At 72.8% G+C, this 23,164-nt stretch carries 19 protein-coding genes and 2 riboswitches; of the genes, 3 read left to right on the top strand and 16 right to left on the bottom strand.

The genetic code is table 11. From position 1 onward, the window contains the following. Positions 1-71 precede the first annotated feature (71 nt). Positions 72-1,070, top strand: coding sequence for an alpha/beta hydrolase (locus tag ACN27A_RS03120; RefSeq protein ID WP_421449655.1), 999 nt, complete (start codon positions 72-74; stop codon positions 1,068-1,070). 180 nt (positions 1,071-1,250) lie between these two features. Next, the gene (locus ACN27A_RS03115) at positions 1,251-2,771 is read left to right on the top strand and encodes an FG-GAP-like repeat-containing protein (protein WP_421449653.1); all 1,521 of its coding nucleotides are present in this window, start codon (positions 1,251-1,253) and stop codon (positions 2,769-2,771) included. A 115-nt stretch (positions 2,772-2,886) separates the two neighbouring features. Here the strand turns inward: ACN27A_RS03115 and ACN27A_RS03110 are convergent, their stop codons facing one another. From ACN27A_RS03110 to gcvT, 8 genes are all read right to left on the bottom strand, one after another. Further along, positions 2,887-3,234: a hypothetical protein gene (locus ACN27A_RS03110; protein ID WP_421449652.1), complete on the bottom strand. Its 348-nt coding sequence runs from the start codon at positions 3,232-3,234 to the stop codon at positions 2,887-2,889. Positions 3,235-3,428: 194 nt separating this feature from the next. Then, the gene (locus ACN27A_RS03105; protein WP_421449650.1) at positions 3,429-4,409 is read right to left on the bottom strand and encodes a helix-turn-helix domain-containing protein; all 981 of its coding nucleotides are present in this window, start codon (positions 4,407-4,409) and stop codon (positions 3,429-3,431) included. Positions 4,410-4,546: 137 nt separating this feature from the next. Next, complete coding sequence (locus ACN27A_RS03100) at positions 4,547-5,923, bottom strand: FAD-dependent oxidoreductase (protein ID WP_421449648.1); 1,377 nt, start codon at positions 5,921-5,923, stop codon at positions 4,547-4,549. A gap of 213 nt (positions 5,924-6,136) precedes the next feature. Next, a complete protein-coding gene (locus tag ACN27A_RS03095) occupies positions 6,137-7,507 on the bottom strand; it encodes an L-serine ammonia-lyase (RefSeq protein ID WP_421449647.1) in 1,371 nt (456 codons plus the stop codon). Between the two features lie 43 nt (positions 7,508-7,550). Continuing rightward, the gene (locus ACN27A_RS03090) at positions 7,551-8,486 is read right to left on the bottom strand and encodes a proline dehydrogenase family protein (RefSeq protein ID WP_421449645.1); all 936 of its coding nucleotides are present in this window, start codon (positions 8,484-8,486) and stop codon (positions 7,551-7,553) included. Positions 8,487-8,589: 103 nt separating this feature from the next. After that, entirely contained in the window at positions 8,590-9,864 is a 1,275-nt protein-coding gene (glyA, locus tag ACN27A_RS03085) for a serine hydroxymethyltransferase (protein ID WP_421449643.1), read from the bottom strand. Then, positions 9,861-10,253 (bottom strand): glycine cleavage system protein GcvH, encoded by a 393-nt coding sequence (gcvH, locus tag ACN27A_RS03080; protein ID WP_421449642.1) that lies wholly within the window; start codon positions 10,251-10,253, stop codon positions 9,861-9,863. Before gcvH ends, glyA begins: the two co-directional genes overlap by 4 nt. 34 nt (positions 10,254-10,287) lie before the next feature. After that, the gene (gene gcvT / locus ACN27A_RS03075; protein ID WP_421449640.1) at positions 10,288-11,415 is read right to left on the bottom strand and encodes a glycine cleavage system aminomethyltransferase GcvT; all 1,128 of its coding nucleotides are present in this window, start codon (positions 11,413-11,415) and stop codon (positions 10,288-10,290) included. 52 nt (positions 11,416-11,467) lie between these two features. Next, a riboswitch (glycine riboswitch) is annotated at positions 11,468-11,548 on the bottom strand. A gap of 5 nt (positions 11,549-11,553) precedes the next feature. Then, positions 11,554-11,646: riboswitch (glycine riboswitch) on the bottom strand. Positions 11,647-11,906: 260 nt separating this feature from the next. Here gcvT and ACN27A_RS03070 point away from each other — a divergent pair. Beyond that, positions 11,907-14,453 (top strand): collagenase, encoded by a 2,547-nt coding sequence (locus ACN27A_RS03070; protein ID WP_421449638.1) that lies wholly within the window; start codon positions 11,907-11,909, stop codon positions 14,451-14,453. A gap of 140 nt (positions 14,454-14,593) precedes the next feature. Here ACN27A_RS03070 and ACN27A_RS03065 read toward each other — a convergent pair whose 3' ends face one another. The 8 genes from ACN27A_RS03065 to ACN27A_RS03030 form a co-directional block, all read right to left on the bottom strand. Then, positions 14,594-15,988, bottom strand: a complete 1,395-nt coding sequence (locus tag ACN27A_RS03065; protein ID WP_421449636.1) for an NAD(P)/FAD-dependent oxidoreductase — start codon at positions 15,986-15,988, stop codon at positions 14,594-14,596. Then, positions 15,985-16,239 (bottom strand): (2Fe-2S)-binding protein, encoded by a 255-nt coding sequence (locus ACN27A_RS03060; protein WP_421449635.1) that lies wholly within the window; start codon positions 16,237-16,239, stop codon positions 15,985-15,987. Before ACN27A_RS03060 ends, ACN27A_RS03065 begins: the two co-directional genes overlap by 4 nt. Beyond that, on the bottom strand, positions 16,223-17,371 hold the full coding sequence (locus tag ACN27A_RS03055) for an NAD(P)/FAD-dependent oxidoreductase (RefSeq protein WP_421449634.1): 1,149 nt from the start codon (positions 17,369-17,371) through the stop codon (positions 16,223-16,225). The genes ACN27A_RS03060 and ACN27A_RS03055 overlap by 17 nt, the downstream gene beginning before the upstream one ends. Continuing rightward, positions 17,368-18,783, bottom strand: coding sequence for an aminopeptidase P family protein (locus tag ACN27A_RS03050; RefSeq protein WP_421449632.1), 1,416 nt, complete (start codon positions 18,781-18,783; stop codon positions 17,368-17,370). Before ACN27A_RS03050 ends, ACN27A_RS03055 begins: the two co-directional genes overlap by 4 nt. Before the next feature lie 35 nt (positions 18,784-18,818). Then, on the bottom strand, positions 18,819-20,216 hold the full coding sequence (locus tag ACN27A_RS03045; protein ID WP_421458358.1) for an aldehyde dehydrogenase family protein: 1,398 nt from the start codon (positions 20,214-20,216) through the stop codon (positions 18,819-18,821). Positions 20,217-20,221: 5 nt separating this feature from the next. Next, positions 20,222-21,223 (bottom strand): proline racemase family protein, encoded by a 1,002-nt coding sequence (locus tag ACN27A_RS03040; RefSeq protein ID WP_421449630.1) that lies wholly within the window; start codon positions 21,221-21,223, stop codon positions 20,222-20,224. After that, the gene (locus ACN27A_RS03035; RefSeq protein WP_421449628.1) at positions 21,223-22,116 is read right to left on the bottom strand and encodes a dihydrodipicolinate synthase family protein; all 894 of its coding nucleotides are present in this window, start codon (positions 22,114-22,116) and stop codon (positions 21,223-21,225) included. Before ACN27A_RS03035 ends, ACN27A_RS03040 begins: the two co-directional genes overlap by 1 nt. Positions 22,117-22,274: 158 nt before the next feature. Continuing rightward, entirely contained in the window at positions 22,275-22,982 is a 708-nt protein-coding gene (locus tag ACN27A_RS03030; protein WP_421449626.1) for a GntR family transcriptional regulator, read from the bottom strand. Positions 22,983-23,164 lie beyond the last annotated feature (182 nt).

The following is a 23,164-nucleotide window of genomic DNA, read 5'->3' as shown; positions in this document are numbered from 1 at the left end:
GTCGTGCGCACGTCGAAAGCCCCGCGCCGCGCGGCCGTCACGGCGCGATTCCATCCCCAATGGAGGTACTCATGGACAACGTCCCTGCCACCCGCCGGCCCGTCAGCCGCCGACGCCTGCTGACCGGCGCCGCGGGAGTCGCCGCCGCAGGCGCGTTCGCCGGTGCCCTCGCCGCGCCGCTGCCCGCGTCCGCCGCCGCCCGCGACGGCCACGGCCTGCGCATCGTCGACCGCAACGAGAACGGTGGCCGGTTGCAGTACTACCGGTTCGCCACCGACGCCATCGGGTGGGACCCGGGCGTCAACGTCCTGCTCCCCGACGGCTACCACACCAGCGGCAAGCGCTACCCGGTGCTGTACCTGCTGCACGGGGGCGCCTCCGACTTCCGGGAATTCCACATGCACCACAACATCATCAACCTGACCGCAGGCAGGCAACTCATCGTCGTCATGCCGGACGCCGCCACCGGGTGGTACTCGAACCCGGTGAGCAGCAACGTCGGGCCGCGCAACTGGGAGACGTTCCACATGGCACAGCTGCTGCCATGGATCGAGTCGAACTTCCGCACCTTCCCCGAGTACAACGGCCGCGCCGTCGCCGGCTTCTCGATGGGTGGGTTCGGTGCCCTCAAGTACACCGCCAAGTACTACGGCCACTTCTGCTCGGTCAGTTCCCACTCCGGCCCCGCCAGCCTGCGCCGGGACTTCGGGCTCGTCGTGCACTGGGCCAACGCGACCTCCGCCGCCCTGGACCTCGGCGGCGGCACGGTCTACGGCGTGCCGCTCTGGGACGAGGCGCGGGTCAGCGCCGACAACCCGATCCAGCGCATCGAGAGCTACCGCAACAAGCGCATCTTCCTGGTCGCCGGCACCTCGCCGAATCCGGTCAACTGGTTCGACACCGTGAACGAGACCCAGGTGCTCGCCGGCCAGCGTGAGTTCCGCGCCGCCCTCGGCCGCGCGGGCATCCCCCACGAGTGGCGTGAGGTGGACGGCGGCCACGTCTTCCGGCAGACCATCTTCACCCAGGATCTCAACGGGATGATGGCGCGCCTGCGCCGCGCCGGCTGATCCCCGGCTGACGACGCGCCGCCGTCGTACCACGGCGGCGCGTCGTCGCCCCTGCCCCACCGCTGCCGGGTCGCGCATTCCGGCCCGCCAGCAGGTCCTCTTCCGCGCGCGACGAGCCCCGCCCGGGCCATGGCGGTGCGCGCCCCACCCTGTCCGACACTTCCCTGACCGGAGTCACCCATGTCACGGCATCCGAGGAGCAGGGTGCGTCGCATCCTGGTCGCCCTACTTACCCTGACGGTCGGCGCACTGATCGGCGCGGTGGGGACGTCGTCCCCCGCGCTCGCCGCGCCGAACTTCAAGGCCCCGTTCCCGTGCGGGCAGCGGTGGACGTACGACCACCACAGCGCCGAGGTCCGGCAGGCCCTGGACTTCGTGCGGGCCGACGGGGGTGCCACGGCCGGCACGCCGCAGGTCGCCTCGGCGGCGGGCGTCGCCCGGCGGTACTCGCAGCCCAGCGGCGCCGGTAACTACATCGTCATCGACCACGGCGGCGGTTGGACCACCTACTACTTCCACCTCAGTTCCTACTCCGTGCCCGACGGGGCGTACGTGCAGCAGGGCCAGCAGATCGGCACCACGGGCAGCACCGGCAACTCGTCGGGGCCGCACATCCACTACGAGCAGCTCTACAACGGCGTGGGGCAGACGATCGTGATCAACGGGACGTCGCTGGCGCCCTACCCCGGCCAGTACCACCAGAAGTACCTGGTCAGCGACAACTGCGGTACGTCGCCGACGGGTGGCCGGTATCTGGCGGGTTCGCCCACGGACTTCACCGGCGACGGACGCGACGACATCGTCGCCTTCACCCACGGCACCCTCAACGACGTCTACGTCTCCACCTCCACCGGCACCACCTTCGCCGGCACCTCCCACAAATGGAACGACTTCTTCGGCCTCAACGGCGAAACCCTGCTCACCGGAGACTTCAACGGCGACAACCGCGACGACATCGTCGCCTTCACCCACGGCACCCTCGCCGACGTCCACGTCTCACTCTCCACCGGCACCACCTTCAACCCCAGCACCAAATGGCACGACTGGTTCGCCCCCCACACCGAAGTCGCCGCAGTCGGCGACGTCAACGGCGACGGCAAAGACGACATCATCACCTTCACCCACGACACCAACGCCGACGTCTACGTCGCCCTCTCCACCGGCACCTCATTCACCGGCACCGCCATCAAATGGCACGAATACTTCTCCATCGCCGGCGAACACCCCGCCATCGGCGACGTCAACGGCGACGGACGAGACGACATCATCACCTTCACCCAAGGCCCCGCCACCGCCTCCGACGTCATCGTCGCCCTCTCCACCGGCACCACCTTCGGCCCACCCCAAAAATGGCACGACCTCTTCGCCGTCGGCACCGAACAACCCCGCGTCGGCGACATCAACGGCGACGGACGAGACGACATCGTCACCTTCACCTGCAACACCAACGCCGACGTCTACGCCGCCACCTCCACCGGCACCAGCTTCGCCGGCACCACCGTCAAATGGCACGACTTCTTCTGCCTCGGCGGCGAGTTCCCCTACCTCGCCGACGCCAACGGCGACGGCAAAGACGACATCATCGTCTTCACCAAAGGCACCACCAACGACGTCCACGTCGCACTCTCCACCGGCACCACCTTCCACCCCACCACCAAATGGCACGACTTCTTCGGCCTCAACGGCGAAACCACCCTCTGAGGGTGGCTCGGTTCCTGGGTAGCGGCTCCGGGTCCCGGACGGCCGTGGATCTGGCGGGCCGACCGTGGCGGGGCCTGCCGAGGCGACGTCGCCTCGGCAGGCCCCGCGCTGCGGATCAGATGCCGCACGCGACCCTGGAGCCCCCACCGGAGAGCAGGTCGCTTCGGGACCAGCCCGACACGCCGGTCGCGCGGTTGTGCAGGTAGGTCCAGCGGGCGCCGTCGTGCCCTGTCTCCCAGCAGCGGAACGTCGCGGTCTGGCCGGGCTGGCCCTGTCCGCGTGAGGTGCAGTCGGGGCCGGGCCCGGTGCGGATGTTGATGCCGGTCCCGGCGAACGTGCCGTTGACCTGCGGCTCGAAGCTGGCGATGCCCTGTGGGCAGGACGCCTGGGCCGGAGCGGCGACCACCAGCACGGCGGCGCTGCCCAGCAGAACGGCGGCCATCGACATTCGTGCGAGTCTCATGCGGATCTCCCTTGACGATGTGACGGGACTGTCAGCTCAGCCGGTGGACGCGGTGTCAGAAGTGGGGTCGAGACCGCTGCCACAGGTCCACGAACCGGTGACGGACAACTGCTGTCGCTCCGGATGAGCCGACTACCTGAGACGAGACTGCCCGCTGCATCCACAGCTGTCGTTGCGGCGGGGCGCACAGGTGTTTAGTCTCCGTGCACGGTCGGGAGACGCTGGCGGAACTCGGTGGGCGATCGGCCGTAACGGGCGCGGAAAGCCTGGCTGAAGTGCGCGGCGCTGGTGAAGCCCCACCGGGCGGCGATCGCGTTGATCGTGCGGGCGGCGAGCCGGGGCTCGGCGAGGTCGCGTCGGCACCGTTCGAGGCGCTGTTCGCGGATCCAGCCGGCGACGGTGTGCTCCTCCTGCTGGAACAGCTTGTGCAGGTAGCGCACGGAGATGTGGTGCGCTGCGGCGATCACGTCCGGGCTCAGGTCCGGGTCGCCGAGATGGTCGTGGATGAAGGCGCGGATGCCGGCGGTCAGCGCCCGCCGGCGCGTGTCCGTGGGGACGATCTTCCGGGCGTCCAGGGCGTCGGCCAACGCCGCGATCAGCACGTCGAGCGTCAGGGTGGCCAGCCGCGCCGTCTCGGCCGGGGTCAGCTCGTCCATCTGGTCGGCGAGCTGCAGCAGGAAGCGCGACGACAGGGCGCCGACGCCGCGGGCACCGGACATGCGGACGGCGCTCAGTTCACGCAGTTCCCGGGGAGGAAACGGCAGCAGCGCCCGTGGGAAACGCAGGAGCAGCATCCGGCTCGTCGAATCGTCCGGCCGGAGCTCGGCCACGTACGGGCGCGAGGTGTCGTAGAGCACGAGATCCCCGGCGCCGAACTCCGCGCGTCTGCCGTCCTGTGTCAGGATGCCGCTGCCACTGACCAGGCAGCTCACCTTGAACACCTCCGGGTCGGCCTGCCGGATCAGCCGGGGCGTGCGGCGCACCGAGTGCGCCGTCGTCGTCATCAGGGTCGCCTGCACCGCGCCGAACTCGCTGATGCCGACGCGTGCCTCGAAGCCGGTCTCCGCCTGCCGCTCCCGGGCCAGGTCGTACGGCACCCAGAGCTTCCCGCTGACCTCGCGCCAGAAGGCGAACCGGTCACCCGGTGAGACGTCGGCAGTGCTGACAACGTCCATCGACCAACCATAGTGACCGACCCGGCCGGGTCCATCCGATTAACCCGTCCAGCGGCCATCCCCGACGCGCCAAGGAATCCCGGCCGGACGCGCGGCGCCGCCCCGGACGCGGGCGGCCGGGGCGGCGGACGGCTCGGTCAGCGGGCCCGTCGGTTGGCGCGCAGCGCGCCCAGGAGCACGCCGGGGGTGGCCAGCGAGCGCGGGTGCGCGAGCATGGAGACGACCTCGTTGAAGCGTCGGGCGGTCGGCACGTCGGTGACGGTCGCCGTGACGATCTGCCTGCTGGCCCAACTGGAGAGCCGGTAGCCGCGTGGGTAGGGCCCGTCGACGTGCGGCAGCGCCAGGTCGGCGGAGGTCGACATCGACCAGGCGACGTCGACCACGACCTTCTGCAGGGCGAAGAACCGGCGCGCGGGCGCGCCCAGGTCCGGGCCCGACCGCAGGTACGTCGACAGGCAGGCCGCGTGCAGCGCCGCCGCCGTCATCCCCTGCCCGTACACCGGGTTGAACGACGCGACCGCGTCGCCGACGCTGACGAGCCCGGCCGGGAGCCGCCTCAGCCCGTGGAAGTCCCGTCGCCGGCTGTCGGCGTGGCGGTAGGTCCGGACCTCGCCGAGCATCTCGTTCGCGGCGAGCGCGCCGAACTCCGGCGGGAACTGCTCGCGCAGCCGGCGCACGAAGTCGTCCGCGGTGCGCCCCGGACGGTTGGCGCCGTAGCCGGCCATCATGGCCATCCACCGGCCATCCTCGACGGCGAAGAACGCGGCGCCGGCCACGTCCGAGGACATCCTCGGGGTGTGCAGTGCCATGACCACCGTCGCCTGCGGATCCACCTCCCGGCGGCGGAACAGCGCGGTGGCGTAGTTGAGGTCCACGGTCATCCGCCGCAGGGCGGGCCGCTCCCAGCCGGCCTGCTCCAACCACTCGGAGAGCCTGCTCGAGCGTCCCATCGCGTCCACCACGAGGTCACCCGACTCGACGCCCGTCGCCCCGCCGGCCTCGCAGCGGACGCCGGTGACGGCGGCGCCGTCGCACACCAGACCCGTGGCGCGGGCGGTGACCGTCTTGACGTTGGGCAGCCGAAGCACCTGCTCGCGGATCAGCCCCTCCAGGAGGGGCCGGGTGCCCGCCAGGCTGTCGGCGTCGTCGGGTACGACGACCTTCAGACGCCCGTCGAGATAGCTCCGCCTGGCCGCCGGTGGAGCCTCGACCGCCCCCTGGGCAACGGCCCACTCGCGGAAGCCGGGGAACAGGCGTTCGAGCTGGAGGAAGCCGCCGGGCAGCAGCGCGTGCAGCTGCGTCCCCTGTGGCACGCCCGGGCGCCCGCCGGTCGCGTCTGGATCGTCGCGGTCGACGATGACGACGCTCTCGGCGTAGTCGGACAACACGCGGGCCGCCAGCAATCCGGCGACGCTGCCCCCGACCACGACGGCCCTGCCGATGACCGGGGACGCCTGGTCGGGTGGCCGCACCGCGTTCAGCGCGGCGAGGACCCGGGCCGGGGACGAGGACATCAAGCTCTCCAAGGGGTACGAGGTGGGAGGTGCCTTCCCGCATGCCTGCCGGAGACCGGTGCGTGGGCGGACCGGCGGGACGGACCGGTCGGCACGACGCCCGACGATCGTCGCACAGACATCGGCCCCGAGCGGGGACGCGCAGGCGTCCGCCCCCGAGCCGGGACGCGGCGGGTGCCGGCGTCACGGCCCGGCTCCGCGCACCGCAGCAGTTCAGCACTCGATCACGTTGACGGCCAGTCCGCCGCGCGCCGTCTCCTTGTACTTCACCTTCATGTCCGCGCCGGTCTCGCGCATGGTCTTGATGACCTTGTCCAGCGAGACGTGGTGCACCCCGTCGCCGCGCAGCGCCAGCCGGGCGGCCGTGATCGCCTTGATGCTAGCCACCGCGTTCCGCTCGATGCAGGGGATCTGCACCAGACCACCGACCGGATCGCAGGTCAGACCCAGGTTGTGCTCCATGCCGATCTCCGCGGCGTTCTCCACCTGCGCCGGGGTGCCGCCCAACGCCTCGGCCAGCCCGGCCGCGGCCATCGAACAGGCCGAACCCACCTCACCCTGGCAGCCCACCTCCGCACCGGAGATCGAGGCGTTCTCCTTGAACAACACACCGATCGCGCCCGCCGCCAACAGGAACCGCACCACCCCCTCCTCGCAGGCGCCCGGGCAGAACCGGGTGTAGTAGTGCAGCACCGCCGGAATGATGCCGGCAGCCCCGTTGGTCGGCGCGGTGACGACCCGGCCGCCGGCGGCGTTCTCCTCGTTGACAGCGAGGGCGAACAGCGTCACCCAGTCCATCGCCCGCAGCGGATCGGCGGGGTCGGACCCCGTCTCCAGGCTGCGGCGCAGCTCGGCGGCGCGGCGGCGGACCTTCAGCCCGCCGGGCAGCACCCCGTCGCGCGAGCAGCCCCGCTCCACGCACTCCCGCATCACCCGCCAGATCTCCAACAGACCCGCGCGCACCTCACCCTCACCACGCCAGGACAGCTCGTTGGCGAGCATCACCTCACTGATCGACAACCCCGTCGACGCGGTCACGCCGAGCAACTGCGCGCCGGTGAGGAACGGATGCCGCACCCGCGTGGCGTCCGGCCTGACCCGGTCCGCTCCGGCCGCCGCCTCGTCTACCACGAAACCACCACCGACCGAGTAGTACGTCCGTGCCCGCAGCTGAGCGCCCCGGTCGTCGTACGCGACGAACGTCATCCCGTTCGGGTGGTACGGCAACGACCGACGCCGGTGCAACACCAGGTCCCGATCCGGGTCGAAGTCGACCTCATGCACGTCGAGCAGGCCCAACCGGCGCCCGCCACGGATCCGCGCGACCCGCGCGTCGACCGTGTCCGTGTCGACCGTCTCCGGGGCCTCACCGGCCAACCCGAGCAACACCGCCCGGTCGCTGCCGTGGCCGTGCCCCGTCGCGCCCAGCGAGCCGAAAAGCTCCGCCCGCACCCGCGCCGTGCCCGACAGCAACCCGTCGGCCTTCAGGCCCGCGACGAACGTACGGGCGGCCCGCATCGGCCCCACCGTGTGAGAGCTGGACGGCCCGATACCGACACTGAAGAGATCGAAAACGCTGATCATGGCCGTACTTCCTGTCGCGTCGGCCGCACCCGGCGGCGTTGACTCAATTGGCGGAACCGGGCGTGAACGAGCGGGCGAGCAGCAACAGGTTCGCCGGCTTCTCGGCGAGCCGCCGCATGAAGTACGCGTACCAGTCGCGGCCGTACGGCAGGTAGACCCGCATCCGGTTCCCGCCCGAGGCCAGTCGCAGTTGCTCGTTCTCGCGGATCCCGTACAGCATCTGGAACTCGAAGTCCTCGACGCTCCGCCCGCCCTGCCGCGCCAGGTGCAGGGTGTGATCGATGAGCTTCGGGTCGTGGGTGGCGACCATCGGATACCCCTGCCCCTCCATCAGGATGCGCAGGCACCGCCGGAACTCGTCGTCGACCTGGCGCTTCTTCACGAACGCCACCGAGGCGGGCTCGGCGTAGGCGCCCTTCACCAGGCGGACCCGGCTGCCCGGGTGGGCGAGCCGCCGACAGTCCTCCGCCGTGCGCCGCAGGCACGCCTGGAGGGCGACGCCGACCCACGGGAACTCCGCCCGCAGGTCGCCGAGCAGGGAGAGGGTCGCGTCGACGGTGGTGTGGTCCTCCATGTCGATGGTGACGCCTGAGCCGACGGCCGCGGCGGCGGCGCAGACGTCGCGGATGAGCCGCAGGGCGTGCCCGTACCCGTCAGCCGGCAACGACCCACCGAACGCCGAGACCTTCAGTGAGACCTCGGAGGACGCGGCCAGGTCCGCGGCGTGCAGCGACCACAGCAGCGCGAGGTACGTGTCACGGGTGGCCTCGGCCTGCGCGAGCGCCCTCGTCCCCTCGCCGAGGTGGTCGATCGTGACCTGGAGACCCACCCCGGCGAGCCGCCGTGCCACGCCGACCACCTCACGAGCCTCCTCGCCCGCGACGAAGCGGTGGACGATCCCGCGGGTCAGGGACGATCGCGAGACCAGTGCGCGCATGCGGTCGTTCTCCGCGGCCAGGAGCAGGAGCTTGTTCGGCATGGAACGCCTTTCCGGAGAGCCGAGTCACGAGGCCGTCGCCCGACGGCGGCGGACGGGGTTGGTGCCGCCGGGAGCGCGTCCGCACGCGCCCCCGGCGGACGGGTCACGGGCGGGCCGTGGGGTCCGCGTAGAGCGGGTGCCGGTCGGCGAGGCGGCGGACCCGCGCCCGCAGTTCCTCGTCGCCCTCGGCGGTCGTCAACGCGGTGGCGACGATGTCGGCGACCTCGGCGAAGTCGGCGTCGTCGAAGCCCCGGGTGGCCAGCCCCGGCGTGCCGATCCTCAGTCCCGAGGTCACCATCGGCGGACGGGGGTCGAACGGTACGGCGTTGCGGTTGACGGTGATGTCGATGCTCTGGAGCAGCCGCTCCGCTTGGCGGCCGTCCAGCTTCGCCGCGCGTAGGTCGACCAGCACCAGGTGCACGTCGGTGCCGCCGCCGACCACCCGGATGCCGGCGTCGTGCGCGTCGGCGGCGCCCAGGCGCCCGGCGACGATCCGCGCTCCGCGCAGGGCGCGGCGCTGCTGGTCGCGGAACTCCTCGCCGGCGGCGATGCGGAACGCCACCGCCTTGCCGGCGACGGCGTGTTCCAGCGGGCCGCCCTGCTGGCCGGGGAAGACCGCCGAGTCGAGACGCCGGGCCAGGTCGGTGTCCGCGCTGAGGATGGCGCCGCCACGCGGGCCACCGAGCGTCTTGTGGGTGGTCAGGGTGACCACGTGGGCGTGCGGCACCGGGTTGGGATGCAGCCCGGCGGCGACCAGCCCGGCGAAGTGCGCCATGTCGACCAGCAGGTACGCCCCGACGGCGTCGGCGATGCGGCGGAACCGCGCGAAGTCCAGGGTCCTCGGGTACGCCGACCAGCCCGCCACCAGCATTTTCGGTCGGTGCTCGTGCGCCAGCCGCTCGACGGCGTCCATGTCGACGAGGAGGCTCTCGGCGTCCACTCGGTAGCCCACCGCCCGGTACAACCGGCCCGAGAAGTTGATCCGCATCCCGTGGGTCAGGTGGCCGCCGTGCGCGAGGTCGAGGCCCAGGATGGTGTCCCCGGGGTCGAGCAGGGCCGCCATCACCGCGGCGTTGGCCTGGCTGCCGGAGTGCGGTTGCACGTTGGCGTACGCGGCGCCGAAGAGCCGCCTCGCCCGCTCGACCGCCAGGCGCTCGACGGTGTCGACGTGCTCGCAGCCGCCGTAGTACCGCCGGCCGGGGTAGCCCTCGGCGTACTTGTTGGTGAGGACCGAGCCCTGCGCCTGTAGGACCGCCCGGGGCGCGTGGTTCTCCGAGGCGATCATGCCGAGGGTCCGCCGCTGCCGGTCCAGCTCGGCGGCGACCGCCTCGGCGATCTCCGGGTCGACGTCGATCAGTTCACGGTCGAGCAGGCTCATGCCGCACCCGCCGCGTCGGCGTCGGCCAGGTAGGCGCGGTACTCGTCGGCGGTCATCAGCGCCGGCGCGTCGGTCAGGCGCACCCGCACCAGCCAGCCCGCCCCGTACGGGTCGGTGCCGATCAGGTCCGGGTCGGCGACGACCGCCTCGTTGGTGGCGACGATCTCGCCGCTCACCGGCAGGTACAGCTCGGCCACCGACTTGGTGGACTCCACCTCGCCGCAGACCTCGCCCGCGCTCAAGTGGGTGCCGGGCTCGGGCAGTTCGGCGTGGATGATGTCGCCGAGGGCGGCGGCGGCGAACGCGGTGATACCCACGGCCGCCGGTTCGGCCGTGTCGTCGATCCATTCGTGGTTGCGGCTGTAGCGCAGACGCGCGGGTACGTCCATGGTCGTCACTCCTGGGAAGATGGGCCGGTGCGCGTCAGCGCGGACGGCGGTAGAACGGCAGCGGGGTGGTCCGCACCGGCTCGGTGGTTCCTCGGACGACGACGCCCAGCCGGGACCGGGCCTCGATCGCGTCGGCGTGGACGTGAGCCATCGCAACGGGCCGGTCGAGTGCCGGTGACAGCGCGCCGCTGGTGACCACGCCGACGGGTCGTGCCGGTACGCCGTCTGTCAGCGCGACCACCGGATGGCCGGTCCTCGGTACGCGTCGCCCGGTTCCGGTCAGTCCCACGAGGACGGTGGTGGTCCCGGCGTCCCGGCGCTCGGCCAACGCGGCCCGGCCGACGAAGTCGCCCGGCTTGGCGAAGGACACCACCCGTCCCAGGCCCGCCTCGAAGGGAGTGACGCCCTGGTGCAGCTCGCAACCGTACAGCGGCATCCCGGCCTCGATGCGCAGCGTGTCCCGGCAGGCCAGCCCGGCCGGCGTCAGCCCGTGCCCGGCGCCGGCGGCGAGCAGCGCGCGCCAGACGTCTTCGGCGTCCGAGGCCCGGAGGAAGAACTCGAAGCCGTCCTCGCCGGTGTATCCGGTGCGGGCGACGAGCGCCGGCCGTCCGCCGAGGTCCACGGCGGTGGCGGTGTAGTAGCGGAGTCGGGTCGGCTCCGCGCCGACCACGGCCCGCACCGTGTCGGCCGCACGCGGGCCCTGCACGGCGATGATGGCCCGCTCGGCGGTGTGGTCGGCGACGGTCGCCGCGTGTCCGGCGCAGCGTAGGTGCAACGCGGCCAGCGCGGTGCGGGTGTTGACGGCGTTGGTCACCAGCAGGTACCGGTCGGCGGCGAGCCGGTAGGCGACCAGGTCGTCGAGCACGCCGCCGGTCTCGTCGCAGAGCATGGTGTAGCGGGCACCGCCGACCGGCACCGCCGACAGGTGCCCGACCAGCGCGTGGTCCAGCGCCGCGGCGGCGTGCGGCCCGGACACCTCGAGCTGCCCCATGTGGCTGAGGTCGAAGAGGCCCGCGCGTTCGCGTACCGCGCGGTGCTCGGCGGTCTCGCTGCCGTAGCGCAGCGGCATCGACCAGCCGGCGAAGCCGGTGAACCGGGCGCCGAGTTCGGCGTGCACGGCGTGCAGGGGTGGGTGGAGCAGGGTCGTCGGACCTTGATGCACGGAGGCCTCCCTCGTTCCGACGCGGTCGCGTCGTACGGTCGGTTGCCTCCCGCTCTGTCATCGACCTGAGAGCTTCACCGCCGGTTGGCGGCTTGCACCGTGGGTGAGACGAATGATCGTCTGCTTTCCAGAGTTCGCCTCACCCGAGCGGTAACGGGGCCTGAGAGTTTCTTGGGAGTTTGCTCCTTCGGCGCCCCGACGGACGGTCGGGATCTCTCCCGCGCGGGTTCGAACGGCGTCTATGTAGTTGTGGGTTGCCCGCAGACCGTAGGCGACCCGCCGAGCGACTGTCAACGGCAACGCACCGTAGTCGGATCGTCACGCACATCGATCGCGAGCGATTTCTTTACACGATGTGTGATGTGTGCCATTGTACTGGCCACCCACAGCGCGGACCCCACCTGATCGACGGGAATCGACGCCGCAGCCACTCCGCACCGCCACCCACCCGCCGGCGACCCGGCCGGACCACGAACGCCAGGAGGCGACCCGTGAGAACCACGAGAACACGAAACCGACGCGGCTGGCCCGCCGTCCCCCTCGCACTGGTGCTGGCGCTCGGGCTGGCCCCGACGACCTCCTCCGGCACCGCGCACGCGGCGCCACCGCCCAGGCCGACAGGCGCCGCCCCGAGCGACGCCGGCCTCGGCTCCGGCGCCGGTGACGCCCACGTCCGGCGGGCGCCGCTGCCGCTGAGCGAGCGGGCCCCGCTTCCCTCGTCCCGTGCGGAACTGCGCCGCGACTACGACCGGCCCGACGACGGGGGACGGCGCAACCCCCCGTCGGCGCGCGGGGCGGTCGCCGCGCCCTGCGCGGTCGGCGACTTCACGAGCCGGACCGGCAGCGCCCTGGTGCAGCAGATCAGGGCGTCCACCACCGACTGCGTGAACACCCTCTTCAGCCTCTCCGGAAGCGACGCCTCCCAGGCCTTCCGCGAGGCGCAGATGACAAGCGTGGCGTACGGGCTGCGGGACAACGCCGCCTCCTACGACGGCACCAACGCCACGGGTACCGCCCAGCTCGTGCTGTACCTGCGGGCCGGGTACTACGTGCAGTGGAACCACCCCGCCACCGTGGGCCCGTACGGCTCCGGCCTGCGCACCGCCATCCGCGCCGGGCTGGACACGTTCTTCGCCAACAGCCGCTCCGGCGACGTCAACGACGTCAACGGCGAGGTGCTGGCCGAGGCGGTCACGCTCATCGACAGCGCGGAGGAGAACGCCCGCTACCTGTACGTGGTGAAGCGGCTGCTGACCCGCTACGACAGCTCGTACGACTCGTCGTGGTGGATGCTGAACGCGGTCAACAACGTCTACACCGTGCTGTTCCGGGGCCACCAGGTGCCCGAGTTCGTCAGCACCGTCACCGCCGACCCGAGCGTGCTGGACACGCTGTACGCCTTCGCCACCGGCAAACGGGCCCTGCTCGGCACCGACCGGGGCTACCTGGTCGCCAACGCCGGCCGCGAACTGGGCCGCTTCCTCCAGCACACCGCCCTGCGCTCGAAGGTGCGACCGCTGGCCCGGGGCCTGCTCGACCTGAGCGCGATGACCGGCTCCACCGCCACCCTCTGGGTCGGCGTCGCGGAGATGACCGACTACTACGACAAGGCGAACTGCGCCTACTACGACACCTGCGACCTCCAGGCACGCCTGGCCGCGGCGATCCTGCCGGTCACCTTCGCCTGCGGCAGCACCATCCGCATCCGCGCCCAGCAGATGACCTCCGCCCAACTCGACTGGGCCTGTGCGAGCATGCGCAACCAGGACGCCTACTTCCACTCCGTGGCGGCCGACGAGGGCCCGGTCGCGAACGACCGCAACACGACAATCGAGGTCGTGGTCTACGACTCCAGCGCCGACTACCAGACGTACGGCGGGCCGATGTTCGGCATCGACACGAACAACGGCGGCATGTACCTCGAAGGCGACCCGGCGGTCGCCGGGAACCAGCCGCGGTTCATCGCCTACGAGGCGGAGTGGCTGCGCCCCACCTTCGAGATCTGGAACCTCAACCACGAGTACACCCACTACCTCGACGGCCGCTTCAACCTGTACGGCGACTTCACCGACAACATCGCCACCCCCACCATCTGGTGGATCGAGGGCTTCGCCGAGTACGTGTCGTACTCGTACCGGGAGTTGACCTACGGCGCCGCGATCACCGAGGCCGGAAAGAAGACCTACTCCCTGCGTACGCTCTTCGACACCACGTACAGCCACGACACCAACCGCGTCTACCGGTGGGGCTACCTGGCGGTGCGGTACATGCTCCAGTCGCACCGGAGTGACGTCGCCACGCTGCTCGGGCACTACCGCACGGGCAACTGGAACGCCGCCCGCACGCTGTTGACCGGAACCATCGGCAGCCGCTACGACGCCGACTGGTACGCCTGGCTGGACGCCTGCTCGGCCGGCAACTGCGGCGGCGCCACCAACCCGCCCGCGAACCAGGCCCCGGTCGCGGCGTTCACGTCCACCACCACCGGGCTGAGCGCCACCTTCACCGACCAGTCCACCGACGGCGACGGCAGCATCGCCGCCCGGTCCTGGGCCTTCGGCGACGGCACCACCTCGACGGCGACCAACCCCACGAAGACCTACCGCGCCGCCGGCACGTACCCGGTCACGCTGACCGTCACCGACGACAAGGGCGCCACCGCCAGGACCTCCCGGAACGTCACCGTCACCGGCGGCCCCGCCCCGCTGCCCGAGTGCACCGGCGGCGACGTCCGGACGCTGGGCCGCAACTGCCAGCGCGGCAACCTCCAGGCCACCGCGGGGAACCTGCACTACCTCTACCTCCAGGTCCCGGCCGGCACCGCCAGCCTGAAGATCACCTCGGCCGGTGGCACCGGCGACGCCGACCTGTACTACAGCCCCAGCAGCTGGGCCACCACGAGCATGTACACCCAGCGGTCGGTCACCAGCGGCAACGGTGAGACGATCACGATCAACAACCCGGCCCCCGGCTACCACTACGTGAGCCTGCACGCCAAGCAGGCGTTCAGCGGGGTCACCGTGCGGTCGCAGTACTGAGGACCCGCGCCACGCCGGACGGGTGTGGCCGCCAGCGCTCGCGCGGCGGCCACACCCGCAGGTCGCGCGAGCGGCCGGGCTCGGCCCGGCTCCGAGGAGGCGTCGCCGGTCGCCATGTGACCGGCGACGCCGCGTGGCTCTCACTGTTCGGCGGCGAGTTCGCCGAGCGTGACCGGCTGCGCCAGCGGACGGGACGCGTAGCCGGCCAGGTCGGCCGCACCGGGTGTCCGGCCCACCTCGCGCGCCACCAGGCAGGCGGTCGCGTAGCCGCAGACCCGGCCCTGGCACCAGCCCATGCCGGCCCGGGTCAACAATTTCGCGCCCCGGCCGTCGGTGGCGGACAGCTCCCGCACCGCCCGCCGGACCGCTCCGGCGGGCACCTCCTCGCACCGGCAGACGAGCGTGTCGTCGGCGCACCAGTCCGGCCAGCCGGCTGGCACGGGGTGGACCGCGTGCAGCGCCGCCGCGAACCGGCGCAGCCGACGCCGCGCCCGCAGCAGGCGGTCGTGCCGACGGGCCGACCAGGGCGGCGGACGGCCGAGAGAGAGCGCGGCGGCGCCCCCGGCCAGCTGCCCCTCCACCAGCGCCAGGGCGGCACCGCCGACGCCGGTGACCTCACCGGCGGCGTACACCCCCGGCACCGAGGCCGCCTGGGCGGCGTCGACGGCCAGCACCAGGCATCCGTCGGAGTCCAGCCGGGTCGCGCAGCCCAGGGCCACGGCCAACTCCAGCTGCGGGGTGAACCCGAAGCCCACTGCGAGGCCGTCGCACGCCACCTGAGTGCCGGTGCCGGGCAGCACGGTGCCGCCGGGACCGACCCGGGCGACGGTCACCCCGGTCACGTGGTCGGTGCCGTGCACGGCCACCACCGCCGTCCGGCGGTGGTAGGGCACCGTGTGCCGGAGCATCCGCCAGCCGTACCGGCCGGCCTCGACGAGCTTGCCGGCCGCCCCGGCGACCGCACGCAGTTGGCGGGCGTACCCCGCCGGGTCGTTCGCCTCGTAGACGCCGACGACGGTGCCGCCCGCCTCGGCGAGGCCGGTCGCGACCGGCAGCAGGAACGGTCCCGTCCCCGCCACCACGATCCGCCGCGCGAAGGTCACCCCCTGGCCCTTGAGCAGGGCCTGGGCACCGCCGGCAGTCACCACCCCGGGCAGGTCCCAGCCCGGGAACGGCACGACCCGGTCGTGGGCGCCGGTCGCGACGACCAGCCGGCGCCCGTGCACCGCCCCCGACCGGGTCTGCACCGTGAACTCCGGATCGGCGCGACCCGCCGTGGCCCGGCGGGACTCGACGAACCAGACGGCGGCGTCGGCGCGGTGGTCGACCCGGCCGAGTTGCTCGCGCAGCCGGGCGAACGTCGACCAGTCGGGGTGGCCGCTGCCGTCCGCGTCGGGTTGGTGCCGCCAGAACTGCCCGCCCGGCCGTGGCCCGGCGTCCAGCACCGCCACCCGGCAGCCCGCCCGCGCCGCCGTGGCCGCCGCGGCCAACCCGGCCGGTCCGGCGCCGATCACCACCACGTCGTACGCGGTCACGACCGCGGCCCGTCGTCGTGGGTCTCGACCACGTCCCCCGGGCGGGCGACGACCAGGCAGGCGCGCTGTGCCGACGCCCCGTTGACGCGGACCAGGCAGTCGAAGCAGATCCCGATCCCGCAGAAGACCCCCCGGGGCCGGTCGCCGACCCGGGTCCGCCGCCACGAGCGGACGCCTGCGGCGAGCAGTGCGGCGGCGATCGTCCGTCGCCCGTCGGTGGGGACGGGACGGCCGTCAAAGGTGAACGTCATGGCGCTCCGGGGCGAATGGTCGTAGGTCCACGTCCGGGCGGCGCCCGGTCAGCAGTGCGGCGACGGCGTGCCCGGTGGCCGGGGCGAGACCGATCCCGGCGCCCTCGTGTCCGGCGGCGTGGTAGAGGCCCGGCACCCGGGGGTCGGCGCCGATCGTCGGCAGGTGGTCGGGGCTGTAGGGCCGGAACCCCCGGTAGGCGCGGATCGCCGACACCCGGCCGAGGACCGGGAAGAGCCGGACAGCTCCCGCCGCCAGCCGGCGCAGCGCCGGCAGCGGGAAGGTCGGATCGAATCCCACCCGTTCCCGGGTGGAGCCGATCAGGATCGTGCCCGCCCTCGTGCCCTCCACCACCGGCGACACCTCCAGGTCGCCCGTGCTGCGGCCGACGTTGGCGACGTAGCCGGCCGCGTACACCTTGTGCCGGACCAGTGGTGGCAGCGCCTCGGTGACGAGGATGAAGCCGCGCCGGGGCAGGATCGGCAGCTCGACGCCGGCCAGGGCGGCGACCTCGCCGGCCCAGACGCCGGCGGCGTTGACCACCGCCGTCGTCGGCAGCGTGCCCCGGTCGGTCACCACGCCCCGGACCGCTCCTGCGGCGTCGCGGCGCACCCCGACGACGGTGGTCCCGGTGAGCAACCGCACCCCGACGGCACGCAGCAGGTGGGCGGCGGCCAGCATCGGCTGCACCTGCGTGTCCTGCGGATAGTGCACGCCGCCGGTGAGGTCCCGGGCCAGGTGCGGCTCGAACCCGGGCAACGCGTCGGCGGCCACCTCGTACGCCTCGACCCCGACGGCGCGCTGGCTCGCGGCGAACGCCCGCAGCGCGGCGTGTTCGGCCGGCGAGGCGGCCACCACCAGTCCGCCCTTGTGTTCCAGCTCGATCCGTTCCGCGCCCAGGGTCTCCCCGAGTTCCCGCCACAGGGAGACGGAGTGGCGGGCCAGCGCCAGCTCCGGCCCGGGCGGTTTGTCGGAGACGAGGATGTTGCCCTCGCCGGCGCCGGTGGTGCCGGCGGCCACCCCGCCCCGGTCGACCACGGTGACGGTCAGTCCGGCGCGGGCGGCGTAGTAGGCGCAGGCGACGCCGACCATGCCCGCCCCGATGACGACGACGTCCGGGCTGGCGGTGGTCATGAAGCGATACGGTGCATCCACGCCTCGACGTCGTCCGCGCGGCGGGGCAGGTCGTCGGAGAGCACGCGGTAGCCGTCGTCGGTGATCAGCACGTCCTCCTCGATGCGCATGCCCAACCCGCGCAACTCGGCGGGGATGAGTTCGTCGTCCGGCTGGAAGTACAGTCCCGGCTCCACGGTCAGCACGTGACCGGCCGCAAGCCGGCCGTCCAGGTAGGTGTCGGACCGGGCGGCGGCGCAGTCGTGCACGTCCAGGCCGAGCATGTGGCCGGAGCCGCAGAGGGTCCACCGACGGTGCAGGCCGCAGTCCTCCGCCAACGACTGCTCCGGCGTGCAGGGCAGTACCCCGAGATCCGCCAGCCCGTGCACCAGCACGGTCATCGCCGCCTCGTGGAACGCCCGGAACCGCGCGCCCGGCCGCAGGCACTCCAGCGCGGCGTCGTTGGCCCGCCGGCACAGCTCGTACAGGTCGCGCTGCAAGGGGCTGAACCGGCCGGAGACCGGCAGCACCCGGGTGATGTCGGCGGTGTACAGCGACCGGGTCTCCGCACCGGCGTCGAGCAGCAGCAGGTCGCCGTCGCGGACCGGCCCGTCGTTGTCGTTCCAGTGCAGGGTCGCCGCGTGCGCGCCGGCGGCCACGATGGAGTGGTAGCCGACGTCGTTGCCCTCCAGGCGGGCCCGCTGCCAGAACACCCCCTCCAGGTACCGCTCGGACGTACGCATCGCCATCGGCAGCGCCCGCACCACGTCCTCGAAGCCACGGGTCGTGGTGGCCACCGCCTGCTCCAACTGGGCGATCTCCCAGGGATCCTTGACCAGGCGCAGCTCGGCCAGCACGGCGGCGAACTCGGCGTCGCCGGCCGTGGGCCCGCCGCCGAGCAGCGCGTCGACGCCTCGGTCGACGCCGCGCAGCACCCGGGTCGGCGTGTGCGCACCGGCCAGCGCCGGCGCCAGTTCGGCGACGTGGCGGGTCGGCAGGGCCAGCCGGCGGCTGCTCTCGCCCAGCGTGGGGCGCCGGCCGGCCCACAGCTCGCCGTAGACCCGGTCGCGGAAGAACTCGCCGTCCTTGCGCCCGGAGCGGGGGCGCAGGAACAGCGTGACCTCCCCGTCGGGCTCGACCACCAGGACGCCGTCGGAGGACTGGTCGCCGGTCAGCCAGGTGTACGCCGAGTGGGGCCGGAAGGGGTAGTTCTGGTCGTTGGAGCGCTGCTGGTAGCCGCCGGCCGGTACCACCAGGCGCTGGCCGGCGAACAGTTCGTGCAGCCGTGCGCGTCGCCGCGCCGCCCAGCCGGCGACCTCGTCGACCGGCAGGTCGTACTGCTCGGTGTCCGTCCAGCCGGACGACATGAACTCCTCGAGCGCGGGGCTGACCGGCAGGTCGTGGCTGCCGGTACGCAGGTCGGCGCGGGTCACAGCGGCTCCTTGACGGGGATGGTGGGTGGATCGGGTCAGCTGGGTCGCGGCGGTGCCGCGAAGGTGACGGTGCGGACCGAGGTGTAGAAGTGCAGGGCGGCGGTGCCCTGTTCGCGCGGCCCGTAGCTGGAGGCCTTCTCGCCGCCGAACGGCGCGTGGAAGTCCACTCCGGTCGTCGGCGCGTTGACCCGGATCAGGCCGGTGTCGATCCGCCGGGTGGCGTCGAGCAGCGCTCCGACGTCGCGGCCGTGCACGGAGGTGACGAGCCCGTAGCGCACGTCGTTGACCAGGTCGATGGCGCCGGCCAGGTCTGGCACGGCCAGGATGGTGGCCAGCGGTCCGAAGGTCTCCTCCCTGGCCACGGGGTGGGCCGGGTCGAGCCCGTCGATCAGCACCGGCGCGACGTACCAGCCGTCGTCGGCGGCGGTCGGGCCGCCCGTACCGCCGGTGAGCAGCCGCGCCCCGCTGGCCCGCGCGGCCTCGGCGGCGTCGAGAACCCGGCTGCGCGCCGCCGCGTCGATCACCGGGCCGGCGACCACGGTCGCCTCGGCCGGGTCGCCGAACCGCAACGACGCCACCGCGGCCACCAGCGCCTCGGTGAACTCCCGCGCGTCGCCCACCACGACGATCCGCCGGGTCGCGGTGCACTTCTGCCCGGCGTACCCCATCGCGGCGTTGGCCAGCAGCGCGGCGGTCTGCCCGAGGTCCGCGTCGGGCAGCACCAGGGCCGCGTTCTGGCCGCCCATCTCCGCCTGCACCGGCAGCCCGGCGTGGGCGGCAGCGACCGCGACCTGGGCGCCGACGGTTGCGGACCCGGTGAACGAGACGACGTCGCTCGCCTCGACGACCGCCCGCCCGGTCTCCGTCCCGCCCGGTACGACGTGCAGCAGCCCGTTCGGCAGCAGCCACTCGAACAGCCCACCGACGGCCTCGCCGCAGGCGAGCGCGTCCGGGGAGGGTTTGAGCAGCACGGCGTTGCCGGTGGCGAGCGCCGGTGCGGCCTTCCACAGCGGGATCGCCAGCGGGAAGTTCCACGGCGTGACCAGCCCGGCGACGCCGCGCGGGCGGCGTTCGGTGAAGAGCAGGCCGGGCTGGTGCACCGGAAGCGAGGGTGCCAGCACGTCACCGGTCGCGGCATAGCAGGCCTGCGCGTAGTAGTCCAGGATGGCCGCGCTGCGGTCCACCTCGGCGCGCGCCTCGCTCGCCGGCTTGCCGACCTCGCGGACGATGAGGTCCGCGAGGGCGTCGGCCCGGTCGCGCAGCCGGTCGGCCGCCGCGCGCAGGGCCGAGGCGCGGCCGGCGGGCCCTTCCCGGCACCAGCCGGCCTGTGCGGTACGCGCCTGCGCGGCCAGTGCGCGCACCTCGTCGGGGGACACCGCGGCGCGTTCGGCGACCACGTCGCCGGGGCACTGCGGGGAACGACTCCGGAGCATCTCGGTCACCACAGGAATCCTGCCGGGAAGGGGTCGTCGGGATCGAGGAAGTGCTGGGCGGTGCCGGTCAGCCAGGCCCGCCCGGTGACCGTCGGCACCACCGCCGGGCGGCCTGCGACGGTGGCCGTGTCGACCAGCCGTCCGACGAACCGGGTGCCGAGCAGGGACTCGTTGACGAAGTCCCGGTCGAGCGGCAGCAGGCCCCGGGCGTGCAGCTGCGCCATCCGCGCCGACGTGCCGGTGCCGCAGGGTGACCGGTCGAACCAGCCGGGGTGGATCACCATGGCGTGCCGGGAGTGGCGGGCGTCCGAGCCCTCCCCCGCCAGGTACACGTGATGGCAGCCGGCGATCTCCGGCTGCCCGGGATGCACCGGCCGGTCGGTGGCGTCGACCGCCGCCATGATGGCCAGCCCGGCGTCCAGCAGCCGCTGCTTGTGGGCCCGGTCGAGGCCGATTCCCAGCTCGGTGAGGTCCACGATGGCGTAGAAGTTGCCGCCGTAGGCCAGGTCGTAGCGGACCCGGCCCAGGCCGGGAACGTCGACCACGGCGTCCAGCGCGACCGTGAAGGACGGGACGTTGCGGATCGTGACGGCGGTGGCGCGGCCGTCGGTCACCGCGACCGACGCCACCACCAGGCCGGCGGGGGTGTCCAGGCGTACGGTGGTCACCGGCTCGGTGACCTCGACCATCCCGGTCTCGACCAGCACGGTGGCCACGCCGATGGTGCCGTGGCCGCACATCGGCAGGCAGCCGGAGACCTCGATGTAGATCACGCCGAAGTCGGCGTCCGGTCGGGTCGGGGGTTGCAGGATCGCCCCCGACATCGCCGAGTGGCCCCGGGGCTCGTACATCAGGAACGTGCGCAGGTGGTCGAGGTGGGTCATCAGGTGTTCGCGGCGCTGCGCCATGGTGGCGCCGGGGATCACCGGGACTCCGCCGGTGACCACCCGGGTGGGCATCCCCTCCGTGTGCGAGTCGACCACGTGGATGACGCGGTTGGTGCGCATCAGCGGTGCCCCGCCGCGAGCAGCCGCCCGGTGGTCTCCCGGATCTCGGCGGCGACGGTCGCGGGCAGGGGCTGGCGCGGCTGGCGGCTGGGGCCGCCCGCCCGGCCGGCCACGTCCATGGAGAGCTTGATCGCCTGGACGAACTCGGAGCGGGAGTCCCAGCGCAGCAGCGGGTGCAGCGTCCGGTACAGCGGCACGGCGGTTGCGGCGTCCCCGGCGACGGCGGCCGTGTAGAGGCGGGCGCAGCTGTCCGGGATGGCGTTCTGGTAGCCGCCGATCCAGCCGACCGCGCCGGCCATCAGCAGTTCGAGGGCCACGTCGTCGGCGCCGGCCAGCAGGTCGAGGCCGGGGGCGAGTTCGGCGATCTCGTACGCGCGGCGGACGTCGCCGCTGAACTCCTTGACCGCGACCACGAGCCCCTCGTCGAAGAGCCGGCGCAGCAGGGCGGGGGTGAGGTCGACGCGGGTGTCGAGCGGATTGTTGTAGGCGACGATCGGCAGGCCGACCTTGGCCACCTCGCGGTAGTGGGCCAGCACGGCCGCGTCGTCGGCGCGGTAGGCGGTGGGCGGCAGCAGCATCACGGCCTGGCAGCCCGCCTCGGCCGCCTGCTCCGCCCAGCGTCGCGCCTCGTCCGCCCCGTACGCCGACACCCCGGGAACCACCGAGAAGCCGGCCGGGGCCGCCTGCACCGCGGTCCGCACGACGGCCTCGCGTTCCCCGGCGCTGAGGACCTGGTACTCCCCCAGGGAGCCGTTCGGGACGACGCCGCGGCAACCGTTCTCGGCGAGCCACCCGACGTGCGCCGCGTAGGCGTCGAGGTCGACACTCAGGTCACGGGAGTCGAACGGCAGGGCGGTGGCCGCCAGGACGCCCCGCCACGGAATCTGTTCCACGCCACCTCCAGTAAAATGTTACATGTCACCGTAGCACGGTTGTCGGGGCCGTCACCAGGTGCGAACGGTGTTCCTCTTCCGGCCGGGGCGCCCGTCGTCGGCGCGGTGATTTGCCGGCAGCGGACCGCCACAGGCCGGCCCGCGGAGACGCGCGCCGGCTAGCGCTCGGGTCGGTCGGCCCAGATTCCGCGCACGTGCCGCAGGTGGCTGCGCATCAGGTCCACGACCCCGTCCCGGTCCCCCGCCTCGAACAGCTCCATGAGCTGGACGTGCTCGCTGGCCGAGTCGACCAGCCGACCGTCCCTGACCAGTGCGTCGAGCCCGTACAGGCGGGTGCGGTTACGCAGGTCGGCCACCGTCTCCACCAGCCGCAGGTTGCCGCCCGCGCGCAGCAGGGTCAGGTGGAACTCGCTGTCCGCCTCGATGTACGCCACGACGTCGCCCCGGCTCGCGGCCCTGACGATGGCCTCCGCGAGCACCCGGAGCTCGCGCAACTGCTCCGCCGAGAGCCGGCCCACCTGGTCGGCCACCACCGGGATCTCCAGCAGTTCCCGGATCTGCGTGATCTCGTCGAGTTCGCGCTCCGACAGGGAGCGGATCCGGAAGCCCTTGTTCTTGACGATCGTGATCAGGCCCTCCTTGGCCAGATCGAGGATCGCCTCGCGCACGGGCGTCGGGGAGACCCCGAACTGCGTCGCCAGGGTGGGCGCCGAATAGATGGTGCCGGGCCTGATCTGGCCCGCCACGATCGCGGCGCGCAGCGCGTGCGCCACCTCCTCGCGCAGGCTCTGCCGACCCTGGATGGCCGCCAACGCCAGTCCTGACCCGGCGGCGCCGGAACCGCCCGCCTGCCAGTCGGCCGTCACAACCACTCCACCCTGCTCAACTCACCGGGGGCGGTGAGCTCACCCCTCGTCCCGACGAACACCGGTCGACACACGTACGCCGAGATTGGAGCTTACCGGTCGACGCGGCACCGGCCGGGCACCTCCTCGCCCGGCGTCACGTCGGTGCGAACGGCGACCGCCGCCGCCGAGCGGCTGAGCCG

Source organism: Micromonospora sp. WMMD737 (assembly GCF_049179055.1).
Classification (GTDB): Bacteria; Actinomycetota; Actinomycetes; order Mycobacteriales; family Micromonosporaceae; genus Micromonospora; species Micromonospora reichwaldensis.
This window is presented reverse-complemented; position numbering and strand designations above follow the sequence as displayed.

Coding starts and splice junctions, on each gene's coding strand:
- ACN27A_RS03120 (WP_421449655.1), top strand. CDS start 72: ATGGACAACGTCCCTGCCACCCGCCGGCCCGTCAGCCGCCGACGCCTG.
- ACN27A_RS03115 (WP_421449653.1), top strand. CDS start 1,251: ATGTCACGGCATCCGAGGAGCAGGGTGCGTCGCATCCTGGTCGCCCTA.
- ACN27A_RS03110 (WP_421449652.1), bottom strand. CDS start 3,234: ATGAGACTCGCACGAATGTCGATGGCCGCCGTTCTGCTGGGCAGCGCC.
- ACN27A_RS03105 (WP_421449650.1), bottom strand. CDS start 4,409: ATGGACGTTGTCAGCACTGCCGACGTCTCACCGGGTGACCGGTTCGCC.
- ACN27A_RS03100 (WP_421449648.1), bottom strand. CDS start 5,923: ATGTCCTCGTCCCCGGCCCGGGTCCTCGCCGCGCTGAACGCGGTGCGG.
- ACN27A_RS03095 (WP_421449647.1), bottom strand. CDS start 7,507: ATGATCAGCGTTTTCGATCTCTTCAGTGTCGGTATCGGGCCGTCCAGC.
- ACN27A_RS03090 (WP_421449645.1), bottom strand. CDS start 8,486: ATGCCGAACAAGCTCCTGCTCCTGGCCGCGGAGAACGACCGCATGCGC.
- glyA (WP_421449643.1), bottom strand. CDS start 9,864: ATGAGCCTGCTCGACCGTGAACTGATCGACGTCGACCCGGAGATCGCC.
- gcvH (WP_421449642.1), bottom strand. CDS start 10,253: ATGGACGTACCCGCGCGTCTGCGCTACAGCCGCAACCACGAATGGATC.
- ACN27A_RS03060 (WP_421449635.1), bottom strand. CDS start 16,239: ATGACGTTCACCTTTGACGGCCGTCCCGTCCCCACCGACGGGCGACGG.
- ACN27A_RS03055 (WP_421449634.1), bottom strand. CDS start 17,371: ATGACCACCGCCAGCCCGGACGTCGTCGTCATCGGGGCGGGCATGGTC.
- ACN27A_RS03045 (WP_421458358.1), bottom strand. CDS start 20,216: ATGCTCCGGAGTCGTTCCCCGCAGTGCCCCGGCGACGTGGTCGCCGAA.
- ACN27A_RS03040 (WP_421449630.1), bottom strand. CDS start 21,223: ATGCGCACCAACCGCGTCATCCACGTGGTCGACTCGCACACGGAGGGG.